General features: G+C 51.8%; 15 protein-coding genes. 3 read left to right on the top strand and 12 right to left on the bottom strand.

Annotation, left to right across the window (positions count from 1 at the left end; translation table 11 throughout):
- Window positions 1-64: 64 nt before the first annotated feature.
- Window positions 65-475 carry a rhodanese-like domain-containing protein gene (locus P304_RS15440; RefSeq protein WP_084417701.1) on the top strand — a complete coding sequence of 137 codons (411 nt, stop codon included), beginning with the start codon at window positions 65-67 and terminating at the stop codon, window positions 473-475.
- 187 nt (window positions 476-662) lie between these two features.
- On the opposite strand, the gene P304_RS0111765 is transcribed toward P304_RS15440, so the two are convergent.
- Window positions 663-2,357, bottom strand: a complete 1,695-nt coding sequence (locus P304_RS0111765) for a YgiQ family radical SAM protein (protein WP_027390693.1) — start codon at window positions 2,355-2,357, stop codon at window positions 663-665.
- A 168-nt stretch (window positions 2,358-2,525) separates the two neighbouring features.
- Here P304_RS0111765 and P304_RS0111760 point away from each other — a divergent pair, with 168 nt between their 5' ends.
- Window positions 2,526-4,112 carry a DEAD/DEAH box helicase gene (locus P304_RS0111760; protein ID WP_084417733.1) on the top strand — a complete coding sequence of 529 codons (1,587 nt, stop codon included), beginning with the start codon at window positions 2,526-2,528 and terminating at the stop codon, window positions 4,110-4,112.
- Window positions 4,113-4,128: 16 nt separating this feature from the next.
- Window positions 4,129-5,433: an NCS2 family permease gene (locus tag P304_RS0111755; protein ID WP_027390691.1), complete on the top strand. Its 1,305-nt coding sequence runs from the start codon at window positions 4,129-4,131 to the stop codon at window positions 5,431-5,433.
- 3 nt (window positions 5,434-5,436) lie between these two features.
- On the opposite strand, the gene P304_RS0111750 is transcribed toward P304_RS0111755, so the two are convergent.
- From P304_RS0111750 to hrcA, 11 genes are all read right to left on the bottom strand, one after another.
- Complete coding sequence (locus tag P304_RS0111750; protein WP_027390690.1) at window positions 5,437-6,069, bottom strand: DJ-1/PfpI family protein; 633 nt, start codon at window positions 6,067-6,069, stop codon at window positions 5,437-5,439.
- Window positions 6,070-6,254: 185 nt separating this feature from the next.
- A complete protein-coding gene (locus P304_RS0111745) occupies window positions 6,255-7,856 on the bottom strand; it encodes a glycoside hydrolase family 57 protein (protein ID WP_027390689.1) in 1,602 nt (533 codons plus the stop codon).
- Window position 7,857: 1 nt separating this feature from the next.
- Window positions 7,858-8,571 (bottom strand): DUF4912 domain-containing protein, encoded by a 714-nt coding sequence (locus P304_RS0111740; protein ID WP_027390688.1) that lies wholly within the window; start codon window positions 8,569-8,571, stop codon window positions 7,858-7,860.
- Between the two features lie 15 nt (window positions 8,572-8,586).
- Window positions 8,587-9,588: a galactose-1-phosphate uridylyltransferase gene (locus P304_RS0111735; RefSeq protein ID WP_027390687.1), complete on the bottom strand. Its 1,002-nt coding sequence runs from the start codon at window positions 9,586-9,588 to the stop codon at window positions 8,587-8,589.
- Between the two features lies 1 nt (window position 9,589).
- Entirely contained in the window at window positions 9,590-11,671 is a 2,082-nt protein-coding gene (locus P304_RS15435; protein ID WP_051321648.1) for an alpha-amylase/4-alpha-glucanotransferase domain-containing protein, read from the bottom strand.
- Window positions 11,672-11,721: 50 nt separating this feature from the next.
- On the bottom strand, window positions 11,722-13,338 hold the full coding sequence (locus P304_RS0111725) for an NFACT RNA binding domain-containing protein (protein WP_027390686.1): 1,617 nt from the start codon (window positions 13,336-13,338) through the stop codon (window positions 11,722-11,724).
- Window positions 13,338-14,630: an O-acetylhomoserine aminocarboxypropyltransferase/cysteine synthase family protein gene (locus P304_RS0111720; RefSeq protein ID WP_027390685.1), complete on the bottom strand. Its 1,293-nt coding sequence runs from the start codon at window positions 14,628-14,630 to the stop codon at window positions 13,338-13,340. Before P304_RS0111720 ends, P304_RS0111725 begins: the two co-directional genes overlap by 1 nt.
- A gap of 118 nt (window positions 14,631-14,748) precedes the next feature.
- Complete coding sequence (gene dnaJ, locus P304_RS0111715; RefSeq protein ID WP_027390684.1) at window positions 14,749-15,879, bottom strand: molecular chaperone DnaJ; 1,131 nt, start codon at window positions 15,877-15,879, stop codon at window positions 14,749-14,751.
- Between the two features lie 109 nt (window positions 15,880-15,988).
- Window positions 15,989-17,941 carry a molecular chaperone DnaK gene (dnaK, locus tag P304_RS0111710; RefSeq protein ID WP_027390683.1) on the bottom strand — a complete coding sequence of 651 codons (1,953 nt, stop codon included), beginning with the start codon at window positions 17,939-17,941 and terminating at the stop codon, window positions 15,989-15,991.
- Window positions 17,942-17,970: 29 nt separating this feature from the next.
- Window positions 17,971-18,516 carry a nucleotide exchange factor GrpE gene (grpE, locus tag P304_RS0111705; RefSeq protein ID WP_027390682.1) on the bottom strand — a complete coding sequence of 182 codons (546 nt, stop codon included), beginning with the start codon at window positions 18,514-18,516 and terminating at the stop codon, window positions 17,971-17,973.
- A 33-nt stretch (window positions 18,517-18,549) separates the two neighbouring features.
- Window positions 18,550-19,581 (bottom strand): heat-inducible transcriptional repressor HrcA, encoded by a 1,032-nt coding sequence (gene hrcA, locus P304_RS0111700; RefSeq protein WP_027390681.1) that lies wholly within the window; start codon window positions 19,579-19,581, stop codon window positions 18,550-18,552.
- Between the last annotated feature and the right edge of the window lie 183 nt (window positions 19,582-19,764).

The raw sequence follows: 19,764 nt of genomic DNA, 5'->3' as shown, positions 1-19,764 counted from the left end.
TGGGCGTACTAGATTTGTTTCGTCATGTGCGAAGTACATGGCGAAACCGTATCGGAGGAATAATATGACTCGTCGCGTGGTAAGCCTGATTGGACTATTGTGTATATGCTTTTGGGGATCGTCATCGGTATTCGCGCAAGTTGCTGATTTGAATTCTGAAGAGCTGAAGCAGCGGATCGAAAGTGCGCAGAATACTGTTGTGGTGGATACTCGGAGTAATCAAGAGTACGTGACGGGACATATCAGCGGAGCGATCAATATTACCTCTCAAGAATCAAACATGTTCAGTACCATCGCCCGCTTTTTGCCGCCAGATAAAGAGACAACCCTGATTTTTTATTGCCGTGGATACAATTGCAGTCTAGCCCCAGACGCAGCGATGGCGGCGTATGCTGCTGGTTATCGCCATGTCTACACGTACCGCGGCGGATACCCCGACTGGCAAGCGAAAGGGTATCCGATCGTTCATCGCTGATTGCTCTTGATATAGCGAATGTATACGGAAAGCCAAATGCCGAGCTTTGAAAAGAGGCACTTGGGAAAAAGTGCTCACACCGCCGAACGCAAAACTCTGGCAATGGAGCAAACCGCGACTTACTGTGGAATGTCTCTCCCACCCCCTATCTAATAATGGGGGGATTATCGGATAGAGTACCCAGTGCCTACCGGCTTTTTTTCTGTAACCGCATTTTTTGCCGCTCTTTTCCGGCCATATTCTTTTCTGAAAACAACTTTTCGCCTGTAAAAGGATTTTTTCCTGTGTAATACATGAGGCTGGAATAGGTTGATGGTGTTGGCGTAAAGATTTGTACTTGCTCCGGCTGAATGTGCAGCACGCGGCTAGCGTAGTTCTGAAGCTTTTCCATCGCGCGTTCGTCGCAGCCGGGGTGTGCGGCGATAAAGTAGTAGGTTAAAAATTGCTGTTTCTGGTGTTTGCGGTTTAAAGACGCAAAGAGTTCGCAAAACTTTTCCAGATGATTTCCCGCCGCTGGTTTCCCCATGAGTTCCAAAATTTTGGGTTCGGTGTGTTCGGGGGCAATTTTCATTTGCCCAGAAACGTGGTGCTCGACCAGTGTTTCAAGGTAGGCGAGGCCGTGTTGTTTATCTTCCAGAATCAAATCATGGCGAATTCCTGAGGCTACGAAGATTTTCTTTACGCCGGGGATTTTGCGCAGCCGTTCCAGTAATTTGCGCTGGGATTGGTGTTCGACGGGAAGCTGCTCGCAGCGCTGTGGCACGAGGCAGCGGCGATGCTGACAACTGCCGTGACGCAGCTTTTTTTTGCATTCGTAGCCGTACATGTTAGCGGTTGGCCCACCCACATCGGAAACAATCCCGCGAAATTTTGGGTGGCGGGTAAATGCTTGCACTTCGCTTTCAATTGATTGTGCCGAGCGGGAGCGTACTGTGCGCCCTTGGTGCACCGCTATGGCGCAGAAATTACACTCGCCATAACATCCCTGATGCGTGGCGACGGAAAAGCGGATGGTGTCGAGCGCCCGCACGGTTCCCTGCGGGCGGTGCGCTGGGTGGAGTTCGCGCTCGAATGGCAGCGTGTAGATGGCGTCTAGCTCCGCTTCGCTGAGGTAATGCGCCGGTGGCTGCTGGATCAGATAGCGGTCACCATGTTTTTGCGCAAGCGGTTTGGCGGTCAGTGGATCGTTATTGGCATAAAACATGTGGAACATCGCGGTAAAGGCGTCAGCATCGGCGGCTACGGTTTCGTAATCCGGTATTTCAAGCGCATCTACTGGCATTTCACGACTGAGAAAGCAGAGCCCGCGAAGAGCCGAAACGGGCTGCCGATCGCGCAGGGCGCAGGCCAGTTCGACAATCGATCGCTCCGCCATGCCGTACAGGAGGTAGTCAGCTTTGGCGTCCACCAGCACCGAGCGGCGGATACGGTTATCCCAGAAATCGTAGTGCGCTACTCGGCGCAGGCTCGCTTCAATGCCTCCCAGGACAATGGGGACGGTAGGCTTAAAATGGCGGCGAATGAGGTTCGTATACGCAATACAAGCTCGATCGGGGCGGCGAGTGTTGGCGCCGCCGGGGGTGTAATCATCCTGCTGCCGCTTCTTTTTCAGGGCGGTGTAGTTGGCAACCATTGAGTCGACACTGCCCGCCGTCACTCCCCAGAAGAGGCGCGGTTCGCCTAGGCGCGTGATATCGTCGCTGCTGTTCATGTCGGGTTGTGGGATAATGCCGACGCGAAAACCTGCCGCGACCAGAATTTTCCCCAGTAGAGCGACACCAATAAACGGGCTGTCGATGTAACTATCGCCACTGACAAGGATAATATCGAATTGATCCCAGCCTAGGGTGTGGGCTTCGGCACGGCTAACAGGAAGATACATCGCAATCGCTCCAACGGGGAAATATGGCGCGCATAGTGCCGTGGGAGCAACGAAATAGCAAGTGCGCTTTTTTGACTGGTGTTGTATATTTCTCGGCTGAGCAATTCGATTGTATACGATAGCATCCTATCTTAAATGCCATGAGGAGAATGAACGTTGATCAGGAAAATTCGCAAAAAACTCCAGCAGTGGTTTGGCCGCGCCAGCAAAGCACCTGTCATTATTTCTGAAGAAGTTATCCTTCCTTCTCGCCGCCATCCTTCTGCGGCACCAGCCAAAATACCCGTTTACACCCCCGCGCAAGAGTCTCATTCAAGTCACACGGAATCTGTTGATGGCGAGGTTGCGCCAAAGTCGCGCCGTCGTCGCCGTAAACCAAATCGAGATAAATCGTTACAGGCAGAAGGTGGGCGTGACGTTCTCTCATCACTGCCCGAGCCGATTATCCCAGAAATACTGCAGCAGGAGCCGTGGGAACTGGAGTCATTTCGTGTTGAACCGGAAGAGGGAAAAATCCGCTTTCACGACCTTGGATTGCCGCTGGAGCTTATGCGGGCGATATCGGAGGCGGGCTTTACCTACTGTACTCCGATACAAGGGTTCATCTTGCCGCATACCTTGGCAGGAAAGGATGCTGCTGGAAAAGCGCAAACCGGAACGGGGAAGTCCGCAGCCTTTCTTTTGACTATCCTCCATCGTCTGCTCGTGTCGCCACTGCCAGGCATCCGCCCAGGTACACCACGGGCGCTTATTATGGCACCGACGCGTGAACTGGCATTGCAAATCGAGAAAGATGCTCGAGTACTGGCCAAATATATGTCTGCTAAAATCGTCTGCCTGTTCGGTGGTATCGATTTTGAAAAACAGCGCCGTTTGCTTGAGCAGCAGCAGGTAGATATTATTGTTGCGACTCCCGGACGTTTGCTTGATTTTAAACGCCGTGGCGACGTCCATCTTGGCAAAGTGGAAATTATGGTTATCGATGAAGCTGACCGTATGCTCGATATGGGATTTATTCCCGATATTAAACAGATTATCAATGCTACGCCGCCCAAGAATCGCCGCCAGACACTCTTTTTCAGCGCAACACTGACGACGGATGTGGTTAATCTTTCGTCACAGTGGACGACGGATGCGGTACGCGTCGAAATTGAGCCCGACCATGTCACCGCCTCGACTATTACACAAACCGTGTACATCCTGACACGCGATCAAAAATTCCCACTGCTTTATAACCTGCTTATTCAAAATAGCTTAGAGCGAGTTATCGTCTTTGCTAATCGACGTGACGAAACGCGCCGCCTCAGCGAAAAGCTGAACCGCTATGGTATTAAAAGTGCCATTCTTTCTGGTGACATTGCTCAAGGAAAGCGGATAAAAACGCTGGAATCTTTCCGAGCAGGAACGATTAAAGTGCTGGTTGCTACGGATGTTGCTGCGCGGGGAATTCACGTTGATGCGATTTCGCACGTTGTGAACTACTCGCTTCCAAACGATCCGGAAGATTACGTTCATCGCATTGGACGAACCGGCAGAGCAGGTTCATCGGGCATTTCTGTCAGTTTTGCCGATGAAGATGACTCGTTCTTTTTGCCGGATATCGAAACGTATATCGGACAGAAGTTTGAATACATTCATCCCGATGAAAGCATGACTGCGCCACCACCGCGTGAAGCGATGGTGGCACTGCCACCAGAAGAAGAGAGTGCAGGGAGAAACACCGGTAGGCCGCGCGCGCCGCGTCGTAGAAGATAAGGGAGGAGCAGACAACATGCTAGAGAAGTATTTTCAACTCAAAGCCCATGGAACAAACCCGAAACAAGAATTCATGGCAGGCGTCACGACCTTTATCACCATGAGTTACATTATTTTTGTCAATCCCAACATGCTCAGTAGCGCCGGGATGAACTTCAATGCCGTACTCTTCGCCACGTGCGTTTCGGCGGCTGCCGCGTCGTTGATTATGGGGCTGTACGCCAATTACCCTTTCGCCCTTGCGCCTGGCATGGGGATCAACGCCTATTTCACCTACGCTGTGGTGCTTGGCATGGGATACGCGTGGGAAACGGCGCTGGGAGCGGTGTTTATCTCCGGAGTAATCTTTATCATCCTGACTGCATTGCGTCTACGCGAAGTGCTGATCCGCGCTATTCCTAATGGGATTAAACTTGGCACTTCGCTGGGGATTGGCCTGTTTATCACATTCATTGGGTTGAAAAATGCGGGGATTATTGTCGCTCATCCTGCCACGCTCGTTGGACTGGGCGATTTAACGCAGCCTGCCGTGTTGGTCGGTATTGTTGGGCTCCTCCTTACCGCGTCACTGATTGCGCGCAAAACCCAAGGGGCGATTCTTTGGGGAATCATTGCGAGTACCGTGTTGGCACTGCTGGCAGGCGTGGCGCAGTTGCCAGACGCTATTTTTGGCCTTCCTGCCGTAACCGATATTGAAACCACATTTTTAGCCTTCGACCTTAAAGCCGCTATCATGCTCGGCGTATTAGAGATCATTTTTGTATTTCTGTTCGTGGATATGTTCGACACCATCGGCTGTGTGCTTGGCCTGAGCAAACAAGCGGGATATCTCGACGAAAAAGGGGAACTTCCGCGCGCCAACCGCGTACTGATGGCTGACAGTATCGGCACCACCGTCGGCGCTTGTTTGGGAACCAGTACCGTAACGACCTATCTTGAAAGTGCTTCGGGGATTGCCGAAGGGGGAAGAACCGGACTGACCGCCGTGGTTGTTGGTGGGCTCTTCTTGGTTGCCTTGATCTTTACGCCAATTATTGGCGTTGTCCCTGCCGTCGCAACCGCTCCAGCGCTGATTATCATCGGCGGTCTGATGCTACAGAACGCGTTGCATATTGAATACGACGACATGAGCGAAGTCATCCCCGCTTTTCTTACTATGATTATGATGCCGTTGACGTTTAGTATTGCAACGGGGCTGGCGTTCGGATTCATCTCGTATCCAATTGTCAAGGCACTTTCGGGAAGAATCCGCGAAGTGAGTCCACTGGTGTGGGCGCTGGCAGCGCTGTTTCTGGCGCGGTTCGCGTTTTTGGCAGAGTAAGCGTTAAATAGCTTTGGCTTTGATATATGCAGGAGCTTGCTCATGGTTTTCAAACCCGCCGTATTTGATTGAGGAGGGGTAGTACTCTGAAGCAAATTGCACCTTGCCTGCTGCTGCGTCACCAGCAGTACTGGCAATAAATGCGAGCATGAGATCAGTTCCAGCGGAAACACCAGCGGATGACCATATGTTACCGTCTTGGACGTAACGTTGTTCAACAACTGTTACGTCCCCAAGCGCACGTAAGCGCTCCAGCGAACCCCAGTGAGTTGTTGCCTTCCTACCTGATAAAAGCCCAGCAGCATGCAGCACAAAGGAGCCAGTACATACCGATAGGATCGCCTTGCAATTCTTTGCTTGGTTTGCAACGAAATCGACAAGCACTGGATTATTCACTTCCTGCCGCGTCCCTTGTCCACCTGGAACGAGTAAGAAATCAAGTGGAGGGCACGTGGCAAACGAAACATGTGGGTTGATTGACAATCCCTTTGCGCAAATGATTGGCTCAAGCGATTGGCTAACAATGATGCAGTTTTCTGGGCCATTGGCATTTTTCTTCCACATGGCGAGCATCTCCCACGGCCCTACAAAATCAAGTTCCTCTACCTGATTGAATACAAGAATGCCAAAATTCATAGGAAACCTCCCGCTGACTAGCAATAGGCTTTCAAAGCCGAAACTTCAATTTTGCAAATTATTGTAATCCCCAGTACGGTAATCTCTATGACGAAAATATAGCGAAGAGCCCGCGCCTTGTGTTTATAAGAAAACCCCACTGACGTTACTGCCGGTGGGGTTTTTCTTTTCAAATGGCTTGCATATTACGGGCAGTAGAGCCGGAAGTCCATCTCGCGGTAGAAGATTGAATCTTTGAATTCAATCGACTCGATGTAATCCCAGTCAATAGGTTCGCTGCCTTCCAGCATGTGGCGCACGCGGCGGAAGTTTTCGATGTGTTCAACGGTGCGTTTTGACGAATACTCCGCAGCGGTGCGGGTGGTCATCAAAAATGCCCAGTCGCTCGATTCGGCAAGGAGCAATTCGCGCCCGAGTTGGTTCAGCAGTCGTTCTTGCTCTGGTGTCGCGCTGGTGGCGTACTTGCGGGCAAGTTCGCTGAGGGTAATGCTGCAATCATGCAGGTATTTGTAAATCCAGTCGTTGCCTTCGTTCAACCATACTTCGTTGTACCCTTTATCGCCCCAAGTGGAAGCTGCCGGTCTGGCGATCTGCTGTTCGGGGAAGCGGTCAAGGTATTCGCCAAGCGTGATTGGAGCAATGCTATCTTGATCCTGTGCCATCTTGCGCGAGAAGTGGTAGAGGAAGTCGATCCCTTCGTACCACCAGTGGCCGAAGAGTTCCGCATCGTACGGGCAAACGACTATTGGAGCTTTGCCCATCGCCGCTTGTAGGTATTCGATTTGCTTTTCACGGTTGAACAGGAAGTTGCTGGCATGTTCCTGCACAATAGCTTGCGCTGCGGCAGGATCGTAGAGTTCTTTATGATCGCTATCGCCGGTAATGCGGTAGTATTTCAGGCCGACAAAAACGCGCTTTCCATCTGGATTTATATAGGGTTTAATGTATTCGTACTCCAAATCCCAACCGACATCGCGGTAGAAGTCGCGGTAGCGGATATCGCCGGGATACCCTTCTTTACTCGACCAGACTTGTTTGCTTGATTCTTGGTCACGGCCAAAGGCGGCGACGCCGCGTGGGCTGACAATAGGGGCGTAGTTACCATACAAGGCACGTGGGCGGGAAAAGAGCAGGCCGTGGGTGTCAGTCAGGAAGTACTCGATGCCGTGTTCGGCAAGCACATCTTCCAATCCTTCGTAGTAGGCACATTCGGGCAGCCAGATGCCACGGGGTTGGCGACCGAAAATCCGTTTGTACGAGGCAACGCCAAGGGCGATTTGCGCGTGAACGCTGCGCGGGGTGACGCGCAGGTTGGGAAGAAATCCGTGGGTGGCACCACAGGTGATAATTTCGATAGCGCCGCTTTCCATAAAGCGACGGTAGCCGCCAAGGATACTCCGCTGTAACGTGTCACGATAGTACGCAAGGATTGACTGGAAGCGTTCGCGGTAGAAATAGACCACCTGCTCGGCTTCGCCATCACCTGCAACGCGCTGTACTTCTTTGTCGAGCAGTTCGAGCAGACGCAGGAGGTGCTCTTCAAAGCGGTGGTTGAGGAGTTCGTCTTCCAGCATGTGGCACAGTGGTGGCGTCATAGAAACGGTGATGCGGGGGTAAATCCCTTCGGATTCCAACTTTTCTAGTGACATCAAAAACGGAATATACGTTTCCATCATCGCTTCGTAGAGCCAGTTTTCTTCTAGGAAGCGTTCATGTTCTGGGTGCTTTACAAATGGTAGATGTGAATGGAGTACGATGCTGACGTACCCGCGGGGTTGATGTTCCATATTAGTATCCGCCTGATGAAGAATTGCGAAGGTCGTGGTATTTTCCACTCGAACCTGGGAGATGGATTCTGAGGGACGAGTCGAGTTCTTCGACAATAATCTGCTGATCCCACTCTTCGCGTAGCAATTCCGATTCAGCAACGTTGTATTCAGCAATAGCTCCTGTGGCGCGATTCAGGAATTGCGCCACGGCTGATTCTTCTGCCACGCTGATTGCTGGCATTTTAATGGTGTTGGAACGGACGAACTCCCGGAAATCGCCATTGGCAAAGGTAACGCCAATAGAAACATAAAATTCTGTTTCTGGGGCATTTAAGCAAAGATACCAGCGGCCAATGCGCTCCACATCGTCAACCGTTGTATGCACGTGGTGGGTGGCAGCATTGACCACGCGGAGGGTAAACTGGTAGTTATCGCCCTCTGGCAAGAGGGCGCGTGTCACTTCCCAGTAGGTAAAAACCCACAGCGGATCGCGGTAGAGTATGCAGGCTCGCGTGCTCCCGATTTCGTTCGGAAGGTAGATATTGTTGAATTCGATGCGCAGGTGTTCGCCTTCATTGCGGTGGATGAAAAACGATGACACTCCACTCTCACGCGAAATACGGAAGATAGCTTCTGCTAGCTGATGATTACTCATCCGCGTGCGTCCGATAATATTGAAGCTTCGCCCGATACGAATCAATTCTTCACGTGGTAGCTCAAGTAATTTTTCCATTATTCCTCCAAAAGTTCATCGGTCAGAGCCTTCTCCCCCGCACACCATTTCCGGGGTAACCGGATTCATGTAGATCCCCGTTGCGGTCGTGAGCGACCCGATCGGTGCGACCCAAGGAAGTATTTCAATATGCCAATGAGAGCAAGAGGGGGTATCTCCTCTTGATTGGGTAAAAAGGTTGACATGAAACGGCGGATTTCCCAGTGCACGGTGTAACTTTCCATAACACTCATGGAGCAAAGAAGCAAGTGACAGAAACTTTCCACTTTCTAAGTCGGCAAAATCAGCCTGATGTTTCTTGGGATACAGATGCATTTCAAAGGGACAACGGGAGGCATACGGCGCGATGGCCAAAAATGCCTCATTCTCCGCAATCACCCGTTTGCGATGTTCGCGCTCTTGGTGGATCATATCACAGACTAAGCAGCGGTTGCGGAAGGTGGCATATTCGTTCTGTGCGTTTGCCACCCGCCTGACTTCAAGTGGAACATCCGGCAGTGCGAATATCTGCGTGTGTGGATGGGCGATGCCACTCCCGCTAAATACTCCTGCGTGTCGACTAAATGAAATATAGGCAAAACGAATATCTTTGGCCAGATCTCGCATGCGTTCTGCGCAGAGGTGAAGGTTGGTTTCGAGATCCACCACACTCATATCCCAGGGGTGTTGGTTATGTAGGCGCGATTCTATCAGGATTTCGTGCGCCCCGACGCCTTTCGTGACGTCATACACGCCATCGCCGTGCGCATCATTTTCCCCTTCAACAGAGAAAAGTGGAACTCGATTCGGGATTACCCGCTGTTGCCATGAGCCATCTTTGCGGTTCAATTTTTGGGCAATGGTGAACGAAGCGTACACTTCATTGCCTGGGCAGAACGGGCAGTGTGGGTCATGCGGTGGGCGTGTAGTGTTATGTGCGCCGGGTGCGACACGCTCCCACAGCGGCATGCGGGTAACACCTGGCTCGTAGACGACGTCAAAGCGCTGAAATAGATCCCGACGCAAGGTAGTCGACATTTTATTCACCACTCAGCGCAAGCATAAAGCTAAATTTTGCTGGCGCTTCCGCGCTGAGACGCAGCGGAACGGCGAAGAGTAGCGAGTTGCCTTGATAGGTCAAGTCGATCCCCCCTTCGGATTTGGAAACGGTTGATACTGGAAACGAGAGCAGGTGTTTTGCCGTGCACGTCGAAAGGCGTAACGGGGTATGAAACATAGGGTCAGTCATTTCTACACTCCGCGCGTGCTCGCAGCTAAACGATTCGCTTTTGGCGTATATCTCGTCGCCGACTTGCAGCGCACCATCCGATGGAATGTGGATATTCCATTCGCATCCATAGATACACTCAAGCGGCGTGGTCGATGGCGTGGTGATGGTGATGTCGACCACGATGCTGCCAGAAAGGAAACGGTATTTTTTGCGAATCGAAACATCAGCCGTTTTTTTATCCCAGTGATAGATGCCGCCATGACGTACCAGCTCAACATCGCTGAGCGTCCGCTGTTCGATCTGAAAGGGCTGGTTGGCAAAGTCGCCTTGTTCCCACAGATCTGCGCAGCGAAAATCTTCCACCGTTGGCATCCGCCCCATCAGGTGGTCGATGGCCGAATATTTCAGGTGCCAGTCGTAAAGCAAGTGGACCGAGTAATCTTCTGCCACGGCATCGGCACCGTGAATCGTCGCAATTTCGTCGCTTTGAGTTGTCGGCTGGGTCGCCTCTGCCGTTGGTTCTTCGGCGGGGGTGGCCGGTTTTTTCAGGGCTTCGTGGTACGCTTCATGTTTACGCGAAAGGGTATTGGTATAATTGAGCATGGTTTCAAGCGAACTGAGTTCAAATAATTGCCCACCGTGACGGGTCGAAATCGCCGCAAAATATTGCTCGGTACGGGCAAGTATTTCGTCGTACCCATCAAGGTCGAAATCGCCAGCTTGAATGCCGCGTTTGCCCGAGAGCTTTTCGCAGCGGTTCAGCGCTTCGTACACGTTATAGCGGAGGTTTGGCAGATAAAGTCCACCGAAGACACCATGCCACAGTGCGTCGTTACATTGCCCCTGAAAGAGTGCTTCGCGTGCGCTCGACCCTTTGGCGAGTGTTGCGAGACGGAGCATTTTTTTATGGATGTTATTTGATTCTGGATATTTCACGAGAAAGTTACGCCAGATGCCCCCTTTGACAAAGGCCGCGCGCTCTGGGTTGGTGGCCGCTACTTCATGGGTAAACTGTTCGAAAACGGTTCCCTGATGCGGTGGCAAGCTCCATTGCCCCATCTCTTGATAGGAGCAGGTCGGCAAGTAGGCGAGTCCGAGGGCGGGCTCTTGCACGATATAATCGCTAAAATGCGTTGGGATAATGTGCGGTTTTTGCAAAAGAGTTTCAAAGAATGTCGCCAGCCATTTGCGGTCGCCGTACACCCACGGGAAGGTATTCGGCCAGACGCCAAATTTTTCGCCATCGTCAAAAAAGGTCATGGCGGCGAGCCGTTTGGGATCAGCCGCGTTTTCCAGCACTTCAATGGTTTTTGATTCGGGCTTGAATGGGATGGTGTAGCGAAGTTTTTCGCTGATCGGAAAGAGCTTCAGGCTTTTGCCACCCTCCTCGGTCAGGTAGTAGCCATTCATCGCTTCGGGGGTAAAACCCGCCGAAAAAAAGTGGTAATCGTCGACAATGGCGTATTCCACACCAGCAGCAACAAGCGAAGGGACAATCGAAGCATCCCAAACCCGTTCTGTCAGCCAAAGGCCGCGTGGCCGTTGACCAAAGTGGGTACGGATAAATTCCGAAAGCATTTCGATTTGCGCGATGCGATCTTCATGTGGAATGGCCGCAAGGACGGGTTCGTAAAAGCCACCGGTAAAAAACTCTATTTGGCCACGGCGAGCCATTCGTTGCATCCGTTCAAACACGTCGGGGCTATTCTGCTGGAGCCACTGGAAGAGCCATCCGCTATAGTGGACGGCAAAGCGAAAGTCAGGAAAAGATTCGGCAACTTCAAGGAATGGTGCGTAGCTTTGTTTGGAGGCTCCTTCAACGACCCACGAAAAATTCTTGTACGGCTGGTGACAGTGAATGCCGAACAGTAAGGCGACTGATGGTTGCATATCCGTTCCTTTGTCAGGGTGCTCATCCATCCTGAGTGTTTGCGAGTGTTTCAACAGAGCGTCAGTGACGGTACGTTTTGCATGGCTTCAGCGCTGATAATAAAATTGCGCTGATGCGTGTAGTAGACGAGTCCGGTCGCGGCGCCCGCAACTTTGCGGACATACTTGCGGCGCGTGGCGTCTACTTCAACTTTTGTTGCGTCGGAAGCACGTGAATAATACGCGGCAATAGCGGCCACTGTAAAGAGAACATTTTCCGGTGGTTCCGCACGGTTGTGGGCGCGAATGACGACATGCGAGCCGGGGATATCTTTGGCGTGAAACCACCAATCGTCGGGGCGGGCGCTCAGGGTGACTTCGTCGTTGGCGCGGCTACTTAAACCTACCGCTACCTCGTAACCCTCAACCTCTAGCCGTTTAATGCGGCTGATCCCTTTGTTTTGATTTCGTTTGCCCTTTTTCGGAAGGGTTTTCTGCCCTAACAGCCATTCGCGGGTGGCGACAACTTCTTCCATCCCTTGCGCCCAGCGGAGGTGATACTGCTCTTGTTCCAGTGTGGCCAGGCGCTCCTCCCGTTTCGCAATTTGCGCGGCGAGGTGAAAGAGCGCCGTGCGATCTTTGCGGGCACGGATAAAAAGCGCGTTCATGTATTCAGTCGGCGTAGTATCGGGTGGAATGGGAATATCCATTGTTGTGTTGGTGGCATAGTCGACGCAATGCACACTGTTTTCGACAATGGGCACGTAGAGATGTGCTTTCAAGAGTTCCGCTTGTTTCAGAAGGTCGTGATAATTCTGACGTTTTTCTTTTTCCGCGGTGAATTCTACAATCCGTTCGCGCTCACGTGCGATCAATTCATCAATACGGCGCACCAGTTTGTCGCGCTGCACCATCCAGCCACTGCGTTCGCGTTGTTTTTCTTGGAGCAGAAGCGCCGAGGGCGAGGTAAAATATTCCTGTATGGCGGCATGTGTCAGCGGTACGACGGAATAAAACTCGCGTGTGCCAAATTCATGACGCACGCATTGATAGTGTTTTGCTTCGATAGCTTGCATGAATGGAGGAAATTCATCAGGAAAGCGGTGAAAGTATTCGATCAAATATGGGGGGAAGGCGATAGACTTCTTCGCCTGTGGAAGGTCGCTAAAGTCGGTGCCGTGTTCCGGCCAGGCTCGATTTGAGCTGGGTGGCGGTGAATAGGACGAACCGTTTAGCAGCGGTCGGGCAGTGGAGAGGTCGCTGTTTTCTTTCAGAACGGCCAGTATTTCCTTTGCCTCACTCAGAAAAAAAAGATTGGAGTGGCGTCCCATCACTTCAAAGACGAGGTGAAATTTTTGCTTACGCCCTTCGTTGACGGTGCCAAAGGTTAAGCGAACCAACCGTTCGCCAACGCCAAAGAGCGCCGCTTTGAGTAAGTAGGCGCCTTTGAGCGAATGGCGCAGGATGCGACCAAAAGGATAGTCGCGATCAACACCAGTAATCGGGTGACCTTGCGGGGCGAGGGCGAGATAGTTGGGCGAGGCAAGGGCGCTGAATGCCAACACGCGCTGGTTGCTCAGCACCATAAAAAGCTGATGCCATTCGGGCATAACGATATCGCGCACACGGCACCCAGCCGTATGCGCGTTGATTTCATCGACAACAGCGCGGAGAAGGAAATAGTCCATTACACCGCAGCAAGCGCCGCATTGAGATCGGCAATGATATCGTCAATATGTTCAATGCCAATCGAAAGGCGGATGTAGTCGGGTGAAACGCCGGTTGCCACTTGTTGTGCTTCGCTGAGTTGCGAGTGGGTGGTACTCGCGGGATGGATGACCAGTGATTTGGCATCGCCCACGTTGGCAAGGTGTGAAAAGAGCTTGACGCTGTCGATAAACTTAATGCCAGCCTCTTTGCCCCCCTGAATGCCAAAGCCGATAATGGCTGACGCGCCGAGCGGAAGGTACGTGTTGGCGCGTGATTTTTCGGGGCTTTGTGGCAGACCCGGATAGTTCACCCAATTGACCTTGGGGTGTGTGGTCAGAAAATTCGCTACGGCAAGCGCGTTCTGCGAATGGCGTTCCATGCGCAGGTGGAGTGTTTCCAGCCCTTGCAGCAGGAGAAATGCATTAAAGGGCGAAATAGCCGGCCCCATATCGCGCAGCAGTGTCACACGAGCTTTAATGATGTAGGCAATGTTCCCCATCGGCGCGAGTGCCTCGACAAAGTTGATGCCGTGGTAGCTTGGTTCTGGTTCGCTCACGAGCGGGAATTTCGGCGCACCATTTTCTTTGACCGTCCAGTCAAAACGGCCACTATCAACGATCAAGCCGCCCAGCGATGTGCCATGACCACCGATGAACTTGGTCGCCGAGTAGACGATGATATCTACACCATGTTCGAAAGGACGAAGTAGGTACGGGGTGAGGGTGTTGTCGAGCACAAACGGGAGGTTGTGTTCGTGGGCAATGCGACTGACCGCTGCGAGGTCGGTAACATTCAGCTTTGGATTGCCCAGACTTTCGGCGTATACCGCTTTAGTTTTCGGCGTGATGGCAGCACGGATTGCTTCTGGATCAGATGAGTCGACAAATTTTACCTTAATTCCCATGCGGGCAAAGGTGTAATTAAACAGGGTATAGGTGCCGCCGTAAAGATTATTAAAAGAAACGATTTCGTCGCCGGCTTGCGCCAAGCTGAGCAGGGCGAGCGTAATGGCCGATTGGCCGGAGGCAACAGCCAGCGCACCAACGCCACCTTCCAGCGCGGCGATACGTTTTTCCAAAACATCCGTGGTTGGGTTCATTAGGCGAGTATAGATGTTGCCAAACTCTTTTAACCCAAAAAGGTTAGCCGCATGCTCGCTGCTGTCAAACGAGTAGGACGTTGTTTGGTAAATCGGCACGGCACGTGAGTTGGTTGTGCTGTCGGGTGTGTGGCCGGCATGGAGTAAAATGGTTTCCGCTTTGTGTGACATGATGCCTCCTTGTTTTGGGTAAAAGATACCAGCAGCAGGGAATTTAGCGCAGCCCCTCTTGTTAGTCAAGTAGATTGATAGTAGTTATAGTCTTTTGCGCAGGCGGCGCGAGTATCCGCTACTGAAACAGCCCTTTTACTTTTTCCCAGAAAGAGTTCCCCATCGGATGATTTTCGCTGCTCGCTTCGTCAAACTCACGTAAAAGCTCCCGCTGTCGTTCTGTCAAGTTGGTTGGCGTTTCGACGACAACCTGAATAATCTGGTCGCCAATGCCGCGCCCACGCACATCGGCAATTCCTTTGCTTTTCAGGCGGAAAAGCTTATTGGATTGTGTCCCTTCGGGGATTTTCAATTTGGCTTTGCCGGTGAGGGTTGGCACTTCAAGCGAGCCACCCAGTGCCGCGGTGGCAAAGGGTATGGGCACTTCGCAGAAAATATCATTGCCATCGCGTCTGAAGATTGGGTGCGGCGCGACGCGCATTTCGACATAGAGGTCGCCCGCAGGGCCACCGTGTCGCCCAGATTCGCCTTCTCCCGTGAGTCGGAGACGGTTGCCGGTTTCAACTCCGGCAGGAATGGTGACGGAGAGGCTTTTTTCAACCCGTACTGAGCCCTGTCCACGGCAGTGGGAACATTTATTTTTGATTGTTTTTCCGAGCCCCTGACAGGAGTGGCAGGGTTGAGAAATACTGAAAAACCCTTGCGAGCGGCGGATTTGTCCTTTGCCGCCACAGGTTTGACAGGTTTCGACATCCTCGGGTGAATTCGCACCTGAGCCCTGACATTTGGGGCAGGTTTCGTTACGTGGGACGCGGATGGTTTTGCTGGCGCCAAAGGCGGCTTCTTCAAACGTGATATCGAGCGTATAGAGCAGGTCGTTTCCGGCTTGTGGACGTGGCCCACTGTGCGAAGAACGGCGGCGCGAACCTCCGCCACCAAAAGCACTGAAAATATCGTCGAAGTCGCCGAAAATATCTTCAAAATTAACGTTCTGGAATCCTTGGCTTTTGTAGTTGCCAAAGCCACCATTCATGGAGTGGCCGAACTGGTCGTATTGCGCCCGTTTTTGCCCGTCGCTCAAGACTTCATACGCTTCTGTTGCTTCTTTGAATTTCTCTTCGGCTTCGGCATTGCCCGGGTTTTTATCGGGGTGGAACTGGATGGCAAGCTTGCGATACGCTTTTTTGATTTCAACATCAGAAGCGTTCTTGTTGACACCAAGTACTTCGTAATAGTCCCGTTTTGACATGATACTATCCTAATCAGTAAGCTACGAAGCCCGCAGTAAAACACTATACTGCGGGCAACGCGCGTTTATGGCACGTAAGGTGCGGTCATTCTGTGGAACACCATAAACCTTATTTCTTTTTCTCGTCAACCTCTTCGAACTCTGCATCCATCACGTTATCATCTTTTTTCTTTGGCTCTTCGTGCGGAGCTGATTCTGTGCCGCAGCCACCAGAACCACAACCGCCTCCAGCTGTCTCTTCAGCGCCACCTTGTGAGGCCTGATAGACGATTTCGCCGAGCTTCATGGAGGCTTCGGAAAGCTCTTTGATTTGTACTTCTATCGTTTCTTTTGCGGGTGTTTCGCTTTTGAGCGTTTCGCGCAAGGCATTTAGCTTGGACTGAATGTTTTCTTTATCGCCAGCTGGGAGCTTGTCGCCATGCTCGCCAAGGGCTTTTTCGGTTGAATAGAGCAGTGTGTCGGCCTGATTTTTCAGTTCAATCACTTCGCGCTTTTTGCGATCTTCCTCGGCGTGCAGTTCGGCATCTTTGACCATTTTTTCGATCTCTTCTTCAGAAAGGCCAGAAGAGTCGCGGATGACAATGGATTGCTGCTTGCCCGTGCCAAGGTCTTTGGCTGAAACGGCGACAATCCCGTTGGCGTCGATGTCAAAGGTGACTTCGATTTGCGGCAAACCGCGTGGCGCTGGTGGAATATCCATCAAGTCGAAGCGGCCAAGGGATTTGTTGGCGTTGGCCATTTCGCGCTCGCCTTGTAGGACGTGAATGCTGACAGAAGGCTGGTTGTCAGCGGCTGTCGAGAACGTTTGCGACTTTTTGGTTGGAATCGTGGTGTTGCGCTCAATGATTTTCGTCATGACGCCACCGAGCGTCTCAATCCCGAGGCTGAGCGGAGTAACGTCAAGCAGGAGAACGTCTTTTACGTCGCCCTTCAGGACACCACCTTGGATGGCGGCGCCGATGGCTACTACTTCGTCGGGGTTGACACCACGGTGCGGTTCGCGACCGAAGAAATCTTTTACGGCTTGTTGTACTTTTGGCATCCGTGTCATCCCGCCAACGAGGATAACTTCGTTGACGTCCGATGCTTTCAGGCCAGCATCCGCCAGCGCTTTGCGGCATGGCTCAATGGTGCGGGCAATCAGATCTTCGACCAATTGCTCCAGCTTTGAGCGGCTCAGACGCATTTGCAGGTGTTTTGGGCCGGATTGATCCATCGTAATAAACGGCAGGTTGATTTCGGTTTCCATGGAGCCGGAAAGTTCATGCTTGGCTTTTTCTGCGGCTTCTTTCAAGCGCTGCAATGCCATTTTATCGTTACGCAGGTCGATGCCGCTCTCTTTTTTGAATTCGTCAGCAATATGATTGATGATCCGCTGGTCGAAGTCTTCGCCGCCAAGGTGCGTGTCGCCGTTAGTGGATTTAACTTCAAAAACCCCTTCACTGATTTCAAGGATAGAAACGTCGAAAGTTCCGCCGCCAAGGTCGTAGACGGCAACCACTTCGTCTGATTTCTTTTCCAAACCATACGCCAGCGCAGCGGCGGTTGGCTCGTTGATGATCCGCAGAACATTGAGTCCAGCGATTTTACCAGCATCTTTGGTCGCTTGACGCTGGGCGTCGTTAAAGTAAGCGGGAACGGTGATAACCGCTTCTGTCACGGTTTCGCCAAGGTAATCTTCAGCGGTCTGCTTCATTTTTTGCAGTACCATTGCGCTGACTTCCTGCGGCGAATAATTTTTTCCTTGAGCGGAGATGCTCACGTCGCCGTTGCTGGCGCCAGCCAGTTTAAACGGCAGGTTTTTCAGATCGCGCTGTACGATTTCTGAATCAAACTTCCGTCCGATGTAACGCTTGACGGCAAATACAGTGTTTTCAGGGTTCGTGATAGCTTGACGCTTGGCGGTTTGACCAACCAGCCGTTCCCCTTTGTCGGTGAAAGCAACGATACTTGGGGTGGTGCGGTTCCCTTCAGCGTTGGCGATAACTTTTGGGTCGCCACCCTCCATAATTGATACACACGAATTCGTGGTTCCTAGGTCGATTCCAATAACTTTAGCCATGAGAGTGTCCTCCGTATTTAATGTTTCGTTTATTTCTTACACACACTGACCATTGCTGGTCGGATAACGCGGTCGTGTAGGCGATAGCCTTTTTGCATGACGGCGACAATATGGCCGTCTTCATGGTTGTCCGAAGCACTCTGCATCACGGCTTCGTGCAAGTTCGGATCAAACTCTCCGGACGAGGTGATTTCCTCAAGCCCGTGTTTTTTCAACACGGTCATAAGTTGTTTCTTCATCATGTCAATGCCGTCGACGATGGACTTATTCGCTTCGGGATCGGCAATATGGTTAACAGCAAGGTCAAACGTGTCGAGCACGCCAAGCATTTCACCGATCAGCCCTTGGTTTGCGTAGCGGATAGCGTCGTGACGCTCGCGCGTGTTGCGCTTTTTGAAGTTGTCAAATTCGGCAAGCAAACGCATCCGTTCGTCTTCCTTAGCGGCAATGCGCGCTTCGAGTTTTTCGATCACCTGCTCCATACTTTCCGAACCGGCGGAAGTTTCTGCGGAAGCGTCATTTTCCGGCAATGGTTCTGTGTTGGTGTTCAGTTGTTCTTCATGTGATTGATTCATGTCCACTCCATTTTGCTGAATGTTCTTTTGGTATTATTCACGTACCATCGCACCGAGCGCAGAAGCGGTTATGTCGATGATGTCAATGACGTGATGATAGTTCATGGTCTTGGGGCCGATGACGCCGATGGCTCCCATTGGGGAGAGTGGGTCGGAGCCGTAGTTCTGTGTGACGACGGTATAGTCGGACATTGACTCCACAGGGTTCTCGGTGCCAATAAAGATCTTTACCCCAGAAGCGTCGATGCATTTGTCGATCAACTCAAAGACGACTTTTTTCTCTTCAAAGGCGCTGAAGAGCTGGCGCATTTTAGCAATATCACCCGAGGGAGCTTGCCGCCCATCGAACATTTGCAGAAAGCCATCCATGAAAAGTTGATTATCGCAAATATCTTTGTGTTCGCTCACTTTTTCCAGCAACGTGCGGAACTCTTCCATCTCCTGACGCATGAGGCGACGCAGCTTTTTTCTGGCATCACTCAGGGAGTGTCCATTGATGTGTTCCTGCATAAAGCGGTTTATCCGCTCCAGAATATCGGCAGTGATGACGTGCTGTGTGTCGACGATGGCATTTTGCACCATACCGCCTGCGGTAACGAGAACGACCAGCATTTTGCGGTCGCCGAGCGCCATAAAACTGATATGTTTTACTGGCAGCGACGAGAGTCGCGGAGCGCTGACAATCGCCATGCACGAGGTCAGCGAGGAGAGGAGGCGGCTTGCTTCATGAAAAAGCTTTTGCTTATCGCCCGCCTGTTGCTCCAAGCGGAGACGGATCTCATTGCGCATGCCGGGTTCGGTGGTCGATTTTCCTCGATGCGTGATGAGGGTATCGACAAAGAACCTATAGCCTGCATCGGTTGGAATGCGCCCTGCGGAGGTATGCGGCTGAGCAATAAAGCCCATGTACTCCAAATCGCTCATGATATTGCGAATTGAAGAAGCACTCAGGTTTAAACCCGAGCTGCGCGATAGCGTCCGCGATCCAACTGGTTCGCCCGACTCAATGTAGAGCTTGACAATATCATTCAGGATGACCTGGCTTCTTTCATCAAACACATGCATAGTACGCTCCATTACAATTGGCACTCCACGAAAGAGAGTGCCAACACCGGAATACTATTCTTCAGGGGAATATCTTGTCAAGGGCAAAGGCTGCTTTTGCGTAAAAAATATACAGAACGGTGGAGCGATTTTTTATTGCCCAGCATAATTTCTGGTGCGGGGCTGCAAGCAACTTTGATGTGA

Origin of the sequence: Chrysiogenes arsenatis DSM 11915 (genome assembly GCF_000469585.1) — a bacterium.
GTDB classification, from domain to species: Bacteria; Chrysiogenota; Chrysiogenetes; order Chrysiogenales; family Chrysiogenaceae; genus Chrysiogenes; species Chrysiogenes arsenatis.
This window is presented reverse-complemented; position numbering and strand designations above follow the sequence as displayed.